Annotated in this window: 7 protein-coding genes, 2 rRNA genes and 3 pseudogenes (1 of these 12 running past the window's edge); 6 read left to right on the forward strand and 6 right to left on the reverse strand. The window is 63.2% G+C overall.

Annotation, left to right across the window (positions count from 1 at the left end; all coding sequences use genetic code 11):
- The 5 genes and pseudogenes from G4Q83_RS00225 to G4Q83_RS22735 form a co-directional block, all read left to right on the forward strand.
- A 23S ribosomal RNA gene (locus tag G4Q83_RS00225) occupies positions 1–2,082 on the forward strand (it extends 798 nt beyond the left edge of the window).
- Positions 2,083–2,251: 169 nt separating this feature from the next.
- Positions 2,252–2,366, forward strand: a 5S ribosomal RNA gene (gene rrf / locus G4Q83_RS00230).
- A 254-nt stretch (positions 2,367–2,620) separates the two neighbouring features.
- A pseudogene (locus G4Q83_RS00235) lies at positions 2,621–3,258 on the forward strand (transposase); the annotation flags it as partial.
- 197 nt (positions 3,259–3,455) lie between these two features.
- Positions 3,456–3,668, forward strand: a pseudogene (locus G4Q83_RS24330) (DDE-type integrase/transposase/recombinase); the annotation flags it as partial.
- Positions 3,669–3,766: 98 nt separating this feature from the next.
- Positions 3,767–3,952 (forward strand): IS3 family transposase, encoded by a 186-nt coding sequence (locus G4Q83_RS22735; protein ID WP_185817229.1) that lies wholly within the window; start codon positions 3,767–3,769, stop codon positions 3,950–3,952.
- A gap of 107 nt (positions 3,953–4,059) precedes the next feature.
- Here G4Q83_RS22735 and G4Q83_RS00250 read toward each other — a convergent pair whose 3' ends face one another.
- Positions 4,060–6,114, reverse strand: a complete 2,055-nt coding sequence (locus G4Q83_RS00250; protein WP_128421942.1) for a beta strand repeat-containing protein — start codon at positions 6,112–6,114, stop codon at positions 4,060–4,062.
- A gap of 49 nt (positions 6,115–6,163) precedes the next feature.
- Here G4Q83_RS00250 and G4Q83_RS00255 point away from each other — a divergent pair, with 49 nt between their 5' ends.
- Positions 6,164–7,147 carry an IS5 family transposase gene (locus G4Q83_RS00255; protein WP_185817191.1) on the forward strand — a complete coding sequence of 328 codons (984 nt, stop codon included), beginning with the start codon at positions 6,164–6,166 and terminating at the stop codon, positions 7,145–7,147.
- 103 nt (positions 7,148–7,250) lie between these two features.
- Here the strand turns inward: G4Q83_RS00255 and G4Q83_RS00260 are convergent, their stop codons facing one another.
- From G4Q83_RS00260 to G4Q83_RS23965, 5 genes and pseudogenes are all read right to left on the reverse strand, one after another.
- Positions 7,251–7,523, reverse strand: a complete 273-nt coding sequence (locus G4Q83_RS00260) for a YDG domain-containing protein (protein WP_128422025.1) — start codon at positions 7,521–7,523, stop codon at positions 7,251–7,253.
- Positions 7,524–8,674: pseudogene (locus G4Q83_RS00265) on the reverse strand (IS3 family transposase). It lies immediately after the preceding gene.
- Between the two features lie 486 nt (positions 8,675–9,160).
- Positions 9,161–10,444: an RHS repeat domain-containing protein gene (locus G4Q83_RS00275; RefSeq protein WP_185817304.1), complete on the reverse strand. Its 1,284-nt coding sequence runs from the start codon at positions 10,442–10,444 to the stop codon at positions 9,161–9,163.
- Positions 10,445–10,651: 207 nt separating this feature from the next.
- A complete protein-coding gene (locus tag G4Q83_RS23960; RefSeq protein ID WP_281401984.1) occupies positions 10,652–12,382 on the reverse strand; it encodes an RHS repeat domain-containing protein in 1,731 nt (576 codons plus the stop codon).
- Between the two features lie 24 nt (positions 12,383–12,406).
- Positions 12,407–16,018, reverse strand: coding sequence for a DUF6531 domain-containing protein (locus G4Q83_RS23965; RefSeq protein WP_249027557.1), 3,612 nt, complete (start codon positions 16,016–16,018; stop codon positions 12,407–12,409).
- Positions 16,019–16,065 lie beyond the last annotated feature (47 nt).

Genomic DNA, 16,065 nt, shown 5'->3' on the forward strand with positions numbered 1-16,065 from the left:
CGAAAGCTATTTAGGTAGCGCCTCATATGTATCCTCTCGGGGGTAGAGCACTGTTATGGCTAGGGGGTCATCGCGACTTACCAAACCATTGCAAACTCCGAATACCGAGACGGACTGTATGGGAGACACACGGCGGGTGCTAACGTCCGTCGTGAAAAGGGAAACAACCCAGACCCACAGCTAAGGTCCCAAATTCACTGCTAAGTGGAAAACGATGTGGAAAGGCACAGACAGCCAGGAGGTTGGCTTAGAAGCAGCCACCCTTTAAAGAAAGCGTAATAGCTCACTGGTCGAGTCGGTCTGCGCGGAAGATTTAACGGGGCTAAGCAGTGAACCGAAGCTTGGGGTGCATCGCGATAAGCGATGCGCGGTAGAGGAGCGTTCCGTAAGCCTGCGAAGGCGGATTGAGAAGTCCGCTGGAGGTATCGGAAGTGCGAATGCTGACATGAGTAACGATAATGCGGGTGAAAAACCCGCACGCCGAAAGCCCAAGGTTTCCTTGCGCAACGTTAATCGGCGCAGGGTGAGTCGGCCCCTAAGGCGAGGGCGAAAGCCGTAGTCGATGGGAAGCAGGTTAATATTCCTGCACCTGGCGTAAGTGCGATGGAGGGACGGAGAAGGTTAGGTGTACCGGGCGTTGGTTGTCCCGGGGAAAGGCGGTAGGTTTGGATCTTTGGCAAATCCGGGATCCTTTAAGACCGAGCACCGAGACGAGTCTTTTAGACGAAGTCACTGATACCACGCTTCCAGGAAAAGCTCCTAAGCTTCAGCTTACGCAGACCGTACCGTAAACCGACACAGGTGGGTAGGATGAGAATTCTCAGGCGCTTGAGAGAACTCGGGTGAAGGAACTAGGCAACATGGCACCGTAACTTCGGGAGAAGGTGCACCCTTTTTGGTGGCTCATGCGAGCTAGAGCTGAAGAGGGTCGCAGAAACCAGGCCGCTGCGACTGTTTATCAAAAACACAGCACTCTGCAAACACGAAAGTGGACGTATAGGGTGTGACGCCTGCCCGGTGCTGGAAGGTTAATTGATGGGGTCAGCCGCAAGGCGAAGCTCTTGATCGAAGCCCCAGTAAACGGCGGCCGTAACTATAACGGTCCTAAGGTAGCGAAATTCCTTGTCGGGTAAGTTCCGACCTGCACGAATGGCGTAACGACAGCGGCGCTGTCTCCACCCGAGACTCAGTGAAATTGAAATCGCTGTGAAGATGCAGCGTTCCCGTGGCAAGACGGAAAGACCCCGTGAACCTTTACTATAGCTTTACACTGAACGTTGAGTTCGTCTGTGTAGGATAGGTGGGAGGCTATGAAACTGTGGCGCTAGCTGCAGTGGAGCCATCCTTGAAATACCACCCTGTCGTGCTTGACGTTCTAACCTAGGTCCGTGATCCGGATCGGGGACCGTGTATGGTGGGTAGTTTGACTGGGGCGGTCTCCTCCCAAAGAGTAACGGAGGAGCACGAAGGTACGCTCAGCGCGGTCGGACATCGCGCACTGTGTGCAAAGGCATAAGCGTGCTTGACTGCAAGATCGACGGATCAAGCAGGTACGAAAGTAGGTCTTAGTGATCCGGTGGTTCTGTATGGAAGGGCCATCGCTCAACGGATAAAAGGTACTCCGGGGATAACAGGCTGATACCGCCCAAGAGTTCATATCGACGGCGGTGTTTGGCACCTCGATGTCGGCTCATCACATCCTGGGGCTGTAGTCGGTCCCAAGGGTATGGCTGTTCGCCATTTAAAGTGGTACGCGAGCTGGGTTCAGAACGTCGTGAGACAGTTCGGTCCCTATCTGCCATGGGCGTTGGAAGTTTGAGAGGGGCTGCTCCTAGTACGAGAGGACCGGAGTGGACGAACCTCTGGTGTTCCGGTTGTCACGCCAGTGGCATTGCCGGGTAGCTATGTTCGGAAGCGATAACCGCTGAAAGCATCTAAGCGGGAAGCGCGCCTCAAGATGAGACTTCCCGGGGCACAAGCCCCCTTAAGGAACCATGGAGACTACGTGGTTGATAGGTCAGGTGTGTAAGTGCAGCAATGCATTGAGCTAACTGATACTAATGATCCGTGCGGCTTGACCATATAACCTCAAGGTGCTTCCAAGCATCCCTTAGCACGACACACGTCGATCGCTCTCCAATCGCTCGCTACGTCACACCCTATGAGAGGCTGGCGCCCGTTGCCTTCCTTCGTACACCGCACTTCCGTGCGAGGTCCGAAGCAAGCGACTCGGCGACGCTCCAACCGTCTCCCTGGTGAAATTAGCGCTGTGGAACCACCCGATCCCATCCCGAACTCGGAAGTGAAACGCAGCTGCGCCGATGGTAGTGTGGCTCAAGCCATGCGAGAGTAGGTCATCGCCAGGGGCTTTACACCCCAATCCCCGTCCGCAAGGACGGGGATTTTTTATTGCCTCTGTCCTGGTCTAATTCTCGTGGACCCCTCGATAGGAGATGATCATCCCCTACGAGGACCGAGCCCGACATGACCTTCCGCCCGCGGGTTCACCCCCGTTTTCACCGACACTGACGAGAAGGCCGATCGAGGCCATGCGACGTCCCCCCGGTTTTGAGTAGCACGGCGATTTGGAGTCCAATCCCCAACGAGACGGAGATTGGACGTGAAGAAGCGCTTTTCCGAAGAGCAGATCATCGGCTTCCTGCGTGAGGCCGAAGCCGGCGTGGCGGTGAAGGACCTGTGCCGGCGGCACGGGTTCAGCGAGGCCTCCTACTACCTGTGGCGCAGCAAGTTCGGCGGCATGAGCGTGCCGGAGGCCAAGCGGCTCAAGGAGCTGGAGGCGGAGAACACGCGGCTGAAGAAGCTGCTGGCCGAGCAGCTGTTCGAGAACGACGTCATCAAGGACGCCCTGCGAAAAAAGTGGTGACCGCACCGGCGCGCAGGATGCTGGTGCGGCACCTGATGGAGCGCGGGCTCCCTGAGCGGCGGGCGCTGGCCGTGGTGCGGATGAGCGCCAGCGCGCTGCGCTACGTCCCACGTCCGGATCGCAACGTCGAGCTGCGCGAGCGGATCCTGGCGCTAGCGCAGCGGTACAAGCGCTACGGCGTCGGGATGATCTATCTGAAGCTGCGGCAGGAGCAGTGGCCGGTGAACTACAAGCGGGTGGAACGGCTGTATCAGGAGGCCAGGTTGCAGGTGCGCCGGCGCAAGCGGAAGAAGGTGCTGCTGGGCGAGCGCCAACCGTTGCTTCGGCCTGGAACCGCCAACCAGGTCTGGTCGATGGACTTGAGGAGCGACCGAAGAAGATCTTGGGCGACCTGACCCCGGCCGCCTATGCCCAACAGCTAGCGGCCAAAGCCGCTACGATGAAACCCGGACTCTAAAGAGCCCCGCTACTGAAAGCGGGGGGACGTCGCACCGACAGCCGGCATGGCCGGCCGGTGGCCGGGAACCGGCTGGATCGGCAGTTTGCCGTGAACAACCCGGTGCCGGCCTGGGTGGGCGACATCACCTACTTGCCGACCCGCCAGGGCTGGCTGTATCTGGCCACGGTCATCGACCTGCGCACCCGGCAAGTGCTTGGCTACAGCTTGTCCGAGCGCCTGCCCGACACGCTGGTCCAGCAAGCCTTCCTCAACGCCTGGTCGGTGGCACCGGTCGGTGCTGGCGTGCTGTTCCACTCCGATCGCGGCGCCCAGTACGCCAGCGGCGACTTCGGCAAGACCTTGGCCGCGCACGGCTTCGTGCCCAGCATCAGCCGCAAGGGCAACGGCTGGGAGCGCGCAGCCTGCCCTCGGGGCACAACGCCGTGGCCGAGAGCTTCTTCGCCACGCTCAAGAACGAAGAGGCGACCGGCGTGTACGAAACCAAGGCGGCCGCCCACGCCGCTATCGCCCGCTACATCCACGGCTTCTACAATCCCACCCGCCTGCACTCGGCGCTTGGCTACCTGTCGCCCAACGACTACGCCAGGAAAATGAAGCACGCCGCTTGACCTCGTGCTTCTTGGCGTCCGTTCTCTGGGGGCAGATTCAGTCTAACCCCTGAAGCGGAAAACGAGATCAATAAAATAATGGCCACTGCTTGCGCGGTGAGCTGCCGTCATTCTTCCAACCGAATGTAATCATGGGCCACCACTAGCGGAAGAGTGGATGCTGGCGCTGGCAACGTGGCGTTGTTCAGGTCATGACCCAGCCGCGCCAAGCCCTCGTGAGCCTGCATCTGCTGGCGTATAGGCCGCTCGATGTCGCCTGCGGTCGGCACACCGGTTGTTGGCGCAGCGCTTATCAGCAGGTGTCCATCCACGTAGTCCAGCCGATAATTGGCAGTCTCCAAACCACCAACCGTAATGGTGTACTCCCCAATTGTCCTGGCACCCTGCGCTGTACCGCCATAACGTAGCTGACCGCCCAGCACGGAAGCATTCTCGCCATGGACGAATCCCATGAACTGAGCCCCGTTGCCGCCGTTATAGGGCTGGCCATCCGCGATCTTGCGGTCATCGTTGGCGATGACAGTGAGGCGGGCTTTGGCGATGTTCGCGCTCAGGCTGGTCGTATCCGCGAGGACGTAGTTGCTGGCCCGTCCGGTGCCGTCACTGAGGGTGTAGGTCGCCGTGGCGGTGCGGGTGCCGGCATTGGCGCTGTCGAAAGTGCCGGTGGCCGACACTCCCAGGCTTTCTCCGGCAACCAGGTTACCCAGCGTACCGGCCTGGATAGCGGCGGTGGTGCTTCCATCGTAGGTCTTGTCCTGGGCGGCGGTGCCGGTGATGGTCAGGGCGCGGCGGCCGATGGTGGCGTTCAACCCGGTGGTGTCGGCGAGGACGTAGTTGCTGGCACGGCCAGTGCCGTCACTGAGGACGTATCTCGCCGTGGCGGTAGGTGCCCCGGCATTGGCGCTATCGAAGGTGCCGCTGGCGTCTACCCCGAGGGTTTCTCCAGCCACCAGGTTGCCTAGCGTGCCGGCCTGAATACCGGCCGCCGTGCTGCCATCGTAGGTCTTGCCCTGGACGGTGGTGCCGGTGATGGTCAGGGCGCGGCGGGCGATGGTGGCGTTCAGGCCGCTGGTGTCGGCGAGGACGTAGTTGCTGGCACGACCGGTACCGTCACTGAGGGCGTATCTCGACGTGGCCGTGCGTGCCCCGGCATTGGCGCTATCGAAGGTGCCGGTGGCATCTACCCCAAGGGTTTCTCCCGCCACCAGGTTGCCCAGCGTACCCGCCTGGATGCCGGCCGTCGTGCTGCCGTCGTAGGTCTTGTCCTGGGCAGTGGTGCCGGTGATGGTCAGTTGGCGCTTGGCGATGTTCGCGCTCAGGCCGCTGGTGTCGGCGAGAACGTAGTTGCTGGCACGACCGGTACCGTTACTGAGAGCGTATCTCGCCGTTACCGTGCGTGCCCCGGCATTGGCGCTGTCGAAGGTGCCGCTGGCGTCTACACCGAGGGTTTCTCCAGCCACCAAGTTGCCCAGCGTGCCGGCCTGGATACCAGCGGCGATGCTGCCATCGTAGGTCTTGTCCTGGGCGGTGGTGCTGGTGATGGTCAGGGCGCGGCGGCCGATGGTGGCGTTCAGACCGGTGGTGTCGGCGAGGACGTAGTTGCTGGCCAAGCCGGTCCCGTTGCGGAGGGCGTAGCTCGCCGTCACGGTGCGGAAACCTGCGTTCGCACTGTCAAACGTGCCGCTAACGTCTACCCCGAGGGTTTCACCGGCCACCAGGTTGCCTAGCGTACCGGCCTGGATGCCGGCCGCCGTGCTGCCGTCATAGGTCTTGTCTTGGGCAGTGGTGCCGGTGATGGTCAAGGAGCGGCGGGCGATGGTCGCGGTTAGTCCGGTGGTATCGTCCAGGACGTAGTTGCTGGCACGACCGGTACCGTCACTGAGGGCGTATCTCGACGTGGCCGTGCGGGCACCGGCGTTGGCGCTGTCGAAGGTGCCACTGGCACCTACACCGAGCGTTTCTCCGGCCACCAGGTTGCCTAGCGTGCCGGCCTGGATACCGGCGGTGGTGCTGCCATCGTAGGTCTTGTCCTGCGCAGTGGTACCAGTGATGGTCAATTGGCGAGGCACGATATCCGCTTTCAATCCGGTCGGCATGACCAGCGTGTAATTTTCGGCATCGGTGCCGCCGAGGGTATATCCGCTTAGGGATGGTCTGAACAACTCCCTCTGATCCTGCGACAATCGTACAAAGCCCAACAGGACAACGACGATGCAATTGTCTTTCGGCGACGCGGAGTACAACGGCAAGCGCAAGCAGACGCGGCGCGAAAGGTTGCTGGCCGAGATGGATCAGGTGGTGCCGTGGAAAGACCTGCTGGCGCTGATCGCGCCGCACTATCCGAAGTCGGGCCATCCGGGCCGTCAGCCGTACCCGCTGGAGACAATGCTGCGCATCCACTTTCTGCAGCAGTGGTACGCACTGAGCGACCCGGGCGCGGAAGAAGCCTTGTACGACACGGCGTCGATGCGCCGTTTCGCCAGGATCGGCGGGTTGGATGAGGTGCCGGACGAGACCACGATCCTCAACTTCCGCCGGTTGCTGGAGACGCACGATCTGGCGCGCACGCTGTTCAACCGGGTCAACGCGCACCTATCGCGCAAGGGCCAGAGCCTGCGCGGCGGCACCATCGTGGACGCCACGATCATTGCCGCGCCCAGCTCGACCAAGAACAAGAACGGCGAGCGCGACCCGGAAATGCACCAGACCAAGAAGGGCAATCAGTACTACTTCGGGATGAAAGCGCACATCGGCGTGGACGATGAGTCCGGGCTGGTGCACCACTTGGAATGCACGGCGGCCAACGCCGCAGATATCACCCAGGCGCACAAGCTGCTGCACGGCAAGGAAGACACGGTATGCGGCGACAGCGGCTACACCGGGCTGGCCAAGCGCGAGGAGATGGCGAGCAAGCGCAAGCTGCGCTATCTGATCGCGGAGAAGCCCTCGAAGCTGAAGCAGATCAAGAGCAAGCGCGAATTGAAGTGGGCACAGCGCTGGGAGCACGCCAAGGCCAGCCTGAGGGCGAAGGTGGAGCATCCGTTCCGGGTGATCAAGCGCCAGTTTGGCTACGTCAAGGTGCGCTATCGCGGCCTGGCGAAGAACACGGCGCAAGTGCTGACGCTGTTTGCGCTGTCGAACCTGTGGCTGAAGCGAAAGCAGTTGCTGCCTGTCGTGGGGAGGGTGTGCCTGTAATCCGGGAAATACCCCGGAAATGCGCCGGAAACGGCGAAAAACCGAGGGTCTGAGCGCCGTGGGCGTGGTCGATATGGCTTGCCTCATCCTCCGACCGCGTTGATCAGACTATCCTTAGCGTCACGTCCTTGCTCGTGCCGACATTTTTATCGGCAAAGACCCCGGTGCCACTATTTCTCACAGCGACATCGTCACTGCCCAAACCGTTGACCCGGGCGGTGCCGGTCAGGATAGCCGTCGTGGAACCATCGTAGCTCTTGTTGGCTGCGGCGACACCGCTGAGGGCAAGCTGCGCCTTGTCGATCTGCCCGGTGGCGGTTTGCTTGATGATCCGGTAGTTGTTACCACCATGGACCGGCCAGATTTCCGTAGACACTCAGTCGCCGCTCTGCGCGTAGCGCCTTTCAAACTCTACCGGTGACACGCCGCCAGCGGAACCATGCCGGCGGATCGGGTTGTAGAACATCTCGATATAGTCGAACACGTCCGATGCCGCCATGGCGCGTGTCGGGTAGATCCGACGCTTGATACGTTCCTTCTTCAAGACGCTGAAGAAGCTCTCGGCCACGGCGTTGTCATGGCAGTTCCCGCGTCGGCTCATGCTCGGCACCATCCGGTGCGCCTTCAGGAACGACTGCCAATCGCTGCTGGTGAACTGCCAGCCCTGGTCGGAGTGCACCATCACGCCAGGACCGGGCTTGCGCCGCCACGCCGCTGCCACCAGTGCCTGCAGCACCAGATCGCTGGTCATTGTCGAAGCGGTTGCCCAACCCACGATCTGGCGCCAATACAGCTCCATTACCGCTGCCAAGAACAGCCAGCCCTCGTAGGTGCGGAGATAGGTGATGTCCGTGACCCAGACCTTGTTCGGGGCCTGCGGAATGAAGTCCCGGTTGAGCACATTCGCCACCACGCCGACCGGACCTCCCCGCTAACGCGGCTTGCTGCCGTAGCCAACCTGCGCTCGCAAGCCTTCGGCCTTCATCAAGCGCCGCACCCGGTGACGGCTGCAACGCTCGCCGGCCTCACGCAGATCCAGGGTGAGCTTGCGATAGCCGTACACCGCGCCGCTGGCCAGCCAGTGGTGCTTGATCAGGCCCAGCAAGCGCTGGTCCTCGCGTTCGCGGACGCTGGTGCCGTTGCGCAGCCAGGCCTAGTAACCACTGCGATGCACGCCCAGCACCCGGCACATCGTCGCCAGACGAAACTCCCGGACGTGCGCACGCATGAACGCGTACTTCGCCCTTACCCCTTGGCAAAGTACGCGGCGGCTTTTTCTAGGATGTCGCGCTCCTCGGTTACCCGCCTCAGTTCGGCCTTGAGCCGGCGAATCTCCGCTGAGTCGGTCGACGCCGCTGCAGCGCCGGCTGCCGGCGCCATCTTCCTGGCGGCCTGCACCCACCCGTATAGCGTGTGCTTGGGAATCCCGATTCGGGAGGCCACATCCACCACCGTGAAGCCGCGTTCGATCACCTGCTTCACCGCCTCGGCCCGGAACTCATCCGTGTACTGCTTGCTGTTGCCCATAAACACCTCGGTCATTGCCATCAATTATGGCGTCCGGATGTCTACGAAAGGCTGGCCGGTCCAGGTGCGACGGCCCACGGCATCGTAGGCATAGCGGAGCGTGCCCTGTAGGCGTAGCGGGTGACGCGATCGCGCCGGTCGGTGTAGGCAGTGACCCGGCCCAGCGCATCGTAGCTCCAGCGCTCCACACATCTCACCGACACACACGGGTATGCCTCTGGGCGCGCCATCGACAAATGAAGATGACCGAAGCGGCGACGGATAGATAAAAAGCGATCATCAGCACTCGCCCGATAGGAGCAACAGTGAACGAGATGTCACTGTCACTTACAAAGAAGGGGCTACCTAACCAGGAAGCCAATGGAAGGTAATACAACTGGTGCAATCCTAGCCAAACCAAACCGTACGGGCAGTGCTCTGAGGCCCACCAAAGTATCCAAGGAAGGCCGAGCCAGAAAAGTAATACAAATCCAACCGACATACACATTAATTACCTCCTTTATTTTTCTTCCGCATATATTCTTTACGGAGTTCGTCTGCGAAATTTTGGCAGTTCTGTCCTACCAGGCAATAGCTCTTCTTCGCCCATTCCTTACTTACGTTCTCCACTGCCATACGCATCGTAGCATCGTCATAGATAGGACCAAAGAATGTGTACTGGCCGCGACCATGACCTGCATCGCTTCGTACTTGCCCTTTCTCGCCGCAGAGCTGAAACCCACTCCCATTGCCATCGCCACTGAAGAAACCCACGTTTTCACTATTTTTATCATCAAACCATAACTGCTCGTGCGCACGTTCAACGTTGGAATTACCGCTAGGAGACTCGCCAGACGCGAACTTCTTCTGGCCACCACCTAGCGGTCTGAAGCCAAAGCGCGCGAGACCGAAAGGATCGGAGAAATTAATTGGATTACCACCAACATAAGCATAGACATTGAAGCCATCAGAAAGACCAATCGGATCCTCACTCACGAACCGCCCCCACTCCGGCCGGTAGTACCGCGCCCGGTAGTAGTACAGCCCGCTCGCGTCCTTCTCCCGACCGGTGTACTGGTACGGGTTCGTGTAGGCCGTGCTGCTCTGCGTGGTCGTGCCGTACGGGTCGTAGTCGTAGCGCTGCACGGCGTTACCCGCCGCGTTGGTCAGCAAGCGCGTGCTGCCCAGCCGATCGGTCAGCAAGTAGGTCCGCCCGCCCGTGTCGTTGCGCGCGTAGCGCTGGTCGATGCCCAGGCCGGTCAGGAGCGGGTTGACTGTGTCGCCCTGGGTCTCCTGCACCGCGTCCAGGCCGTCGTACAGGTACTGCGTGGTCGTGCCGCCCTCGGTCTTTTCGATGCGCCGGCCCAGGCCGTCGTAGCGGTAGCTGGCGATCACCGTCTCGCCCTGACGGATCTGGCTCAGCCGCTCGCGCTCGTCCCACACGTAGCGGCGGCCGCCGTCGTCGAGCAGGTGGCCATTGGCGTCGTAGTTCACGCCCACGCCGTTGGCCCGGGTCTGCCGGTTGTTGTCGTCGAAGCCGTGGTCGCCGCTGGCCGACGGCAGCGCCTGCGGGGCGTGCGTGCCGGTCTGCGCCACCAGTTGGCCGCTGCCGTCGTAGCCGTAGCCCAGGCTGCCCAGGGCCGTCTGTTCGGCCTTGCCCCAGGCCAGCCCGGTCACCTGACCGGCGGCGTTGTAGGTGTACACGCTCTGCACCTGGTTCGGCAGCGTCGTGCGGGTCAGCCGGTTGGCCGTGCCAGCAGCTGATCCAAATTGATTGCAAAAGTCATCCATTATTATCTGCGGGGTTAATATACCTCATAAACTTCAAACAAATTAAAATGGAAAAAATCCATGCGGCTATCGGATAAATCCCATCCCAAACCTTATCAGCACTCTCCAAACCAAATATCACGAAAATAACAAAAAAAGCCACCATTAAAAAAACGAACGCCATCGCACTCGCTGCAAATATCAGCTTGGAAATTTTCTTAAAATTTATCATTTGCAGCCACACCTAGAAATAGAAGAATCTACAACGGTGGACGAGCCCACCATACCTCCAGCACCTATCTCAAAGCCGCGACTTAGACCAGATTCAAAGGGGTTGTATGCGCCGGAACGTTCCGGAGGACTCAGCGCTCCCCCATCACCACCAATCTGAATCATTGAAATTCCATAACCCACACCTACGGTGACACCAGCACTCCACATAGAGAACCATCCGTTCATGACGTTAGGGTTAATATAATTCAATTCATCCCGAACAGTAATACTCGACGTTGTTAAACTAAAGGGAGGCACTCCTTTTATTTCGACACCTATTGTTGCACCTACGGCAACAATTTCTGCATGTCCCTGCTGGCCATTTATGCATTCCGAATCGAGAGAAAATCTATAGAAACCACCGCCGACCCCAGCAGAGACACCTCCCCCAGTTGATGTTCCAGTCCATTTTATCAATCCAAGCGGATCAATGTAGTTGATAGGATTTTGATCCACATATCCATACCCATTTATTCCACCAGCCAACCCAATCGGATCCTCACTCACGAACCGCCCCCACTCCGGCCGGTAGTACCGCGCCCGGTAGTAGTACAGCCCGCTCGCGTCCTTCTCCCGACCGGTGTACTGGTACGGGTTCGTGTAGGCCGTGCTGCTCTGCGTGGTCGTGCCGTACGGGTCGTAGTCGTAGCGCTGTACGGCGTTACCCGCCGCGTTGGTCAGCAAGCGCGTGCTGCCCAGCCGATCGGTCAGCAAGTAGGTCCGCCCGCCCGTGTCGTTGCGCGCGTAGCGCTGGTCGATGCCCAGGCCGGTCAGGAGCGGGTTGACTGTGTCGCCCTGCGTCTCCTGCACCGCGTCCAGGCCGTCGTACAGGTACTGCGTGGTCGTGCCGCCCTCGGTCTTTTCGATGCGCCGGCCCAGGCCGTCGTAGCGGTAGCTGGCGATCACCGTCTCGCCCTGACGGATCTGGCTCAGCCGCTCGCGCTCGTCCCACACGTAGCGGCGGCCGCCGTCGTCGAGCAGGTGGCCATTGGCGTCGTAGTTCACGCCCACGCCGTTGGCCCGGGTCTGCCGGTTGTTGTCGTCGAAGCCGTGGTCGCCGCTGGCCGACGGCAGCGCCTGCGGGGCGTGCGTGCCGGTCTGCGCCACCAGTTGGCCGCTGCCGTCGTAGCCGTAGCCCAGGCGGCCCAGGGCGCTCTGCCCGGCCTTGCCCCAGCCCAGGCCGGTCACCTGGCCGGCGGCGTTGTAGCTGTACACGCTCTGCACCTGGTTCGGCAGCGTCTGCCGGATCAGGCGGTTGGCCGCGTCGTAGGCCAAGCTCACCGTTTCATTCCCCTGGCTGAGGCCGGTCAGGCGATCGGCGCCGTCGTAGGCGTACACCACCTCGGTCTGCGTGCCTGCCTGCATGCGGGTGCGACGGCCCACGGCATCGTAGGCATAGCGGAGCGTGCCCTGTGGGCTGTCGGCGGTGATGAGCTGGTCGAACTCATCGTAACTCCAGCTCAACGTCCCGGACTGGCTGTCGGCCAGCGCCACCCGCCGGTTGCCCGCGTCGTAGCGGGCGGTCAGCGTGCCGCCCTGCCCGCGGTAGCCGGTGGTGGTCGGCCGACCGAGGGCGTCGTAGGCGTAGCGGGTGACGCGATCGCGCCGGTCGGTGTAGGCAGTGACCCGGCCCATCGCATCGTAGCTCCAGCGCTCCACCTGGCCCAGCGCATCGGTGCGGCTCACCCGGCGGTCGCGCGCGTCGTAGCCTTAGGTCACCCCCGCGCCGTGCGGCAGCAGCACCGCGGACACGTTGCCGTTGGCGTCGTAGCCGGTCTCCACCGTGTGGCCGAGCGGGTCGACCGTTTTCACCAGCCGGCCCAGCGCGTCGTGTTCGAAACGCGTGATATTGCCCTGCGCGTCCTCGGTCGCGATCATCCGGCCCAGGCCGTCGTAGCGGAACGTCAGCGTGCGGCCCAGCGCGTCGGTCGTCCCGGTCAGGTCCTCGCCGCGCCAGATGAACGCCGTGCTGTGGCCGAGCGCGTCGGTCAGGCTCACGCGCTGGCCCGCCGCGTTGCAGGTCGCCCGGGTCACCTGGCCCAGCGGATCGGTCACCGCGGTCAGGCAGCCCGCCGTGTAGCCGAAATAGGTCGTGCGCTCCAGCGCGTCGGTGACCGAGGCCGGGTCGCCCTGGGCGGTGTAGGTCAGCCGGGTGGTGCGCGCCTGCGCGGTGCCGGCCAGGGCCTGGATCTGGATCGTGCGCCCGGCGCTGTCGTAGCGGTACGCGGTGCGCCGGCCCAGCGGGTCGATGCGCGCCGTCATCCGGCCTTCCCCGTCGCGCTCGAAATGGTATGCCTGCGCCAGCGGGGTGCCATAGGCCAAGGTGTCGGAGACCGGGTACAGGCCACTGCCGAACACCACGCGGCGCTGGCTGCCGTCCGGATGCGTGACCAGGGTGCCGGTGGTACCGCCATCGACGTGGTCGTACTGGATGCGGTAGACCGCACCGTCGGCGAGCGTCTGTTTGAGGACGCGACCGGTGGTGGTGGGCGTGCCGTCGGCCGACGGCATTTCCTCGTATTCGTTCAGGAGCACGCGGTTGCCGCGCTGATCGTGGATCGTCGACAGACGGTTCTGCTGCGCGGTTCCGGCACCCCAGCTCCGATACGCGTAACGCCGTTCGGTGTTGTCCGGATAGAGGACCTTTTCCAGCAGGCCCTGCGCGTTGTACGCGTAACGCCAGGTCGTGCCCCGCATGTCGCTGGCCGAGACGATCCGGTTCTGCGTGTCGTAGTCCAGATCGAGGTAGCGGCCGTTCGCCGACAGGATGCGGCTGACGCGGCCGGCGTCGTAGACGTAGTCGGTCTTGTTGCCATGGCGGTCCTGGCTCCACAGGATCCGGTTCGGACTGTGCGGCTCGAACGCCATCTGCGCGCCGTCGCGCAGCGTCAGCCGGTACTTGTAGCCGTTGCTGCTCTCGGTCACCAGGGTTGCACCGGACATGCCATGCTTGCCATCGTAACGCCAGCTGCCGTAGGCGCCGGAACCGGAGACCTGTTTGAAGACCAGCGGCGTGCCGTTGGGCAAGACCAGCTGCAACTCGCTGTAGCTGGAACGCGTCAGGCTGAGGCGGTAGGCGAAGCCGGCCGAGGTGCCGTAGCCGAACTCGCGCTTGACCCGGTCGGTGGGCCGGTAGTGGCGTGCCAGCACGATCGGCACGCTGCCGTTGATCGCGATGTCGGTTTCCTGATACGAGAAACGGCCGGTCCTGAGGTCGATCGGATCGCCCGCGGTGGCGTTCGCGCCGGTGCCGGCGTTGCACTCGCCGCACTGCTGCGGATCCGGCGGCATGCCGTCTTCCGGCGCCGGGTCGTTGGGGCTGACCGCCGCGCCGAAGGTCGCCACCTCGCGCAAGGCCACACCGTCCTCGGGCACGAACTGGGTCTGGGCCGCGTTGACGCGGCCCTGGCCGTAGACACGCCAGCCTTCCATCGCGTCGTAGAGCCAGAAGTCCGCCGCGGTGCCTGCCGGATGATGGTCGTAATTGGGGTAGTGGACGCGCGCGCCACGGCCCGCTTCCGGCGTCAGGCCCTGCAGGACCGCGCCGCCCGGCTGCAGGGTGAAGTACATCGGGAAATTGGTCGGCAGCGGATACGGCGAGCGGTTGACCGGGGTCGGCACGATCGCCACTTCGGTCACGATCTTGCCCTTGTGATCGCGGACCACGGTGCCGGCCGGAATGCGCAGTTCCATGCCCGGCAGGTCGGGATGGGTCAGCACCAGGTCGCGCTTGGTCGGCGAGGCGATCCTGATCTTGTCGCGCGCGGCGATGCGCGGCAGCCACAGGGTGAAGGGCACCTGGGTCAGCGTGCCGGGCTGCACGTCCACGCCCACGACGAACTGGCCGTATTCCACGCCGGGCGCGTTGGCCGCGGTGCCGTCCACATAGACCTTCTGCCGTCCGGACGGCACGTCGTACAGCAGAAAGCGGCCTTCGCCGTTGGTCCGCGCGATGCGCTCGCCGATGCTGACCGCCACGCCGGCGACCGGCTGGCCGTCGGCGCGCAGGACCGCGCCGGTCAACGCGGTCTTGCGCCAGGCGCGGAACAGGTCCGGCATGAAGCCCAGCGGCATCGCCTCGGGCTGGCGCCCCGGCACGCGCCAGTTCTCGCCGGCGTTGTCCTGGCCAGGCGTCCAAATGCCGTCCTGCATCCGTCCCTGCCGCTGGCACAAGGCCAGCGTGCGCGACTTGCCTTCACAGTCGCTGGCGGCGCCGGCCGCGCCGTGGCCGGCGGCGTCGCTCTCGCGACCCGCTCGACCGTCGTGGGTGCGCACGTCGTGCGGGGGGGCCAGCGCGGCGGTGCGGAAATCCAGCGTCATCAGCGGCAGACGCGTGCCCTTCCGACTGCTGACGCCATCCACCATCAAGGTATACGGCGCATCGGGGAACAGCTGGCTGCGCGGGCTCACGAAGGCCAGGCGGCCGTTCTCCACCGCGACGACGCGCACCGCCGTGGCGCCCCCAGGACCGAACAAGGTGACGTTGGCCTCGCCGAGTTCGTCCAGCCGCACCGGCTCGGAGAACCGTAACGCCAGGCGCGCATCGACGGCCACGTCGGTGGCGCCCTGCGCCGGCATCGAACCGGCCAGGCCGAGCGCGAGCGACGGGGTTTTCTCCACGGCGCCGGCGGCGGCGACCGCGTCGCGCTCGGGATCGAACAGCAGGTCGGCCCCGTCGCCAACACCGCCGGCGACCGCGCCGAGCAGGCGTACCCGGCCGTCGGCCTGGAGCGTCGCACGGTGCGTCTTGGCCGCCGGCTTGACGCCTTGCAGCGATGTCCACTGGCCGGAATCGGGGTTCCACAGTTCGTAGTGGTACTGCTCGACGGTGCCCCCGGCGAACAGCACACGGCCATCGGTGAGCACGGTGGCGGTGTGGCCGCTGCGCGGCCGCATCGGCAGGCGCAGCGCCGGTTCGAGCGTGCGCAGCGCCGGATCGAACCACACACCGTTCTCTTGCAGATTGCCGCGCGCGCCATGGCCGCCCCAGATCAGCACGCGGCCACTGGGCAGCAGCGTCAGGCTGGCATTGCGTCGGACCTCCGGCAGAGCCCAGGTGCGGGTGCGGGCGCTGGCCGCCCAGCCGGTCGCCTGCAGGCGCAGTTCGGTGCCGCTGGACGACAGGGACAGCCGTTGACCGCCGGCCAGACGCAGGGACTGTTCGATGCCGCTTGGCGCAGCGCTGCGCGGTGCCGGCACGGGCGCATTGTCTGGACCCGCCGACACCGACGCCGGCGGGTGGTCCGAGGCCGCGGCGGCGGCCACCAGGCCCAACAGCGTGCCTGCCATGACGGACATCCAGTTCTTGCGATTGCTAGCCATGCACTTGCTCCATTCCTTATGCACTGGCTCGCGTCGATCGACGCGAA

Source organism: Xanthomonas theicola (genome assembly GCF_014236795.1).
In the GTDB taxonomy this organism is placed as follows: Bacteria; Pseudomonadota; Gammaproteobacteria; order Xanthomonadales; family Xanthomonadaceae; genus Xanthomonas_A; species Xanthomonas_A theicola.

Excerpts from the sequence above, each read along its gene's own strand:
- G4Q83_RS00255 (WP_185817191.1), top strand. The coding sequence starts at position 6,164 with ATGCAATTGTCTTTCGGCGACGCGGAGTACAACGGCAAGCGCAAGCAG.
- G4Q83_RS00275 (WP_185817304.1), bottom strand. The coding sequence starts at position 10,444 with ATGGATGACTTTTGCAATCAATTTGGATCAGCTGCTGGCACGGCCAAC.
- G4Q83_RS23965 (WP_249027557.1), bottom strand. The coding sequence starts at position 16,018 with ATGGCTAGCAATCGCAAGAACTGGATGTCCGTCATGGCAGGCACGCTG.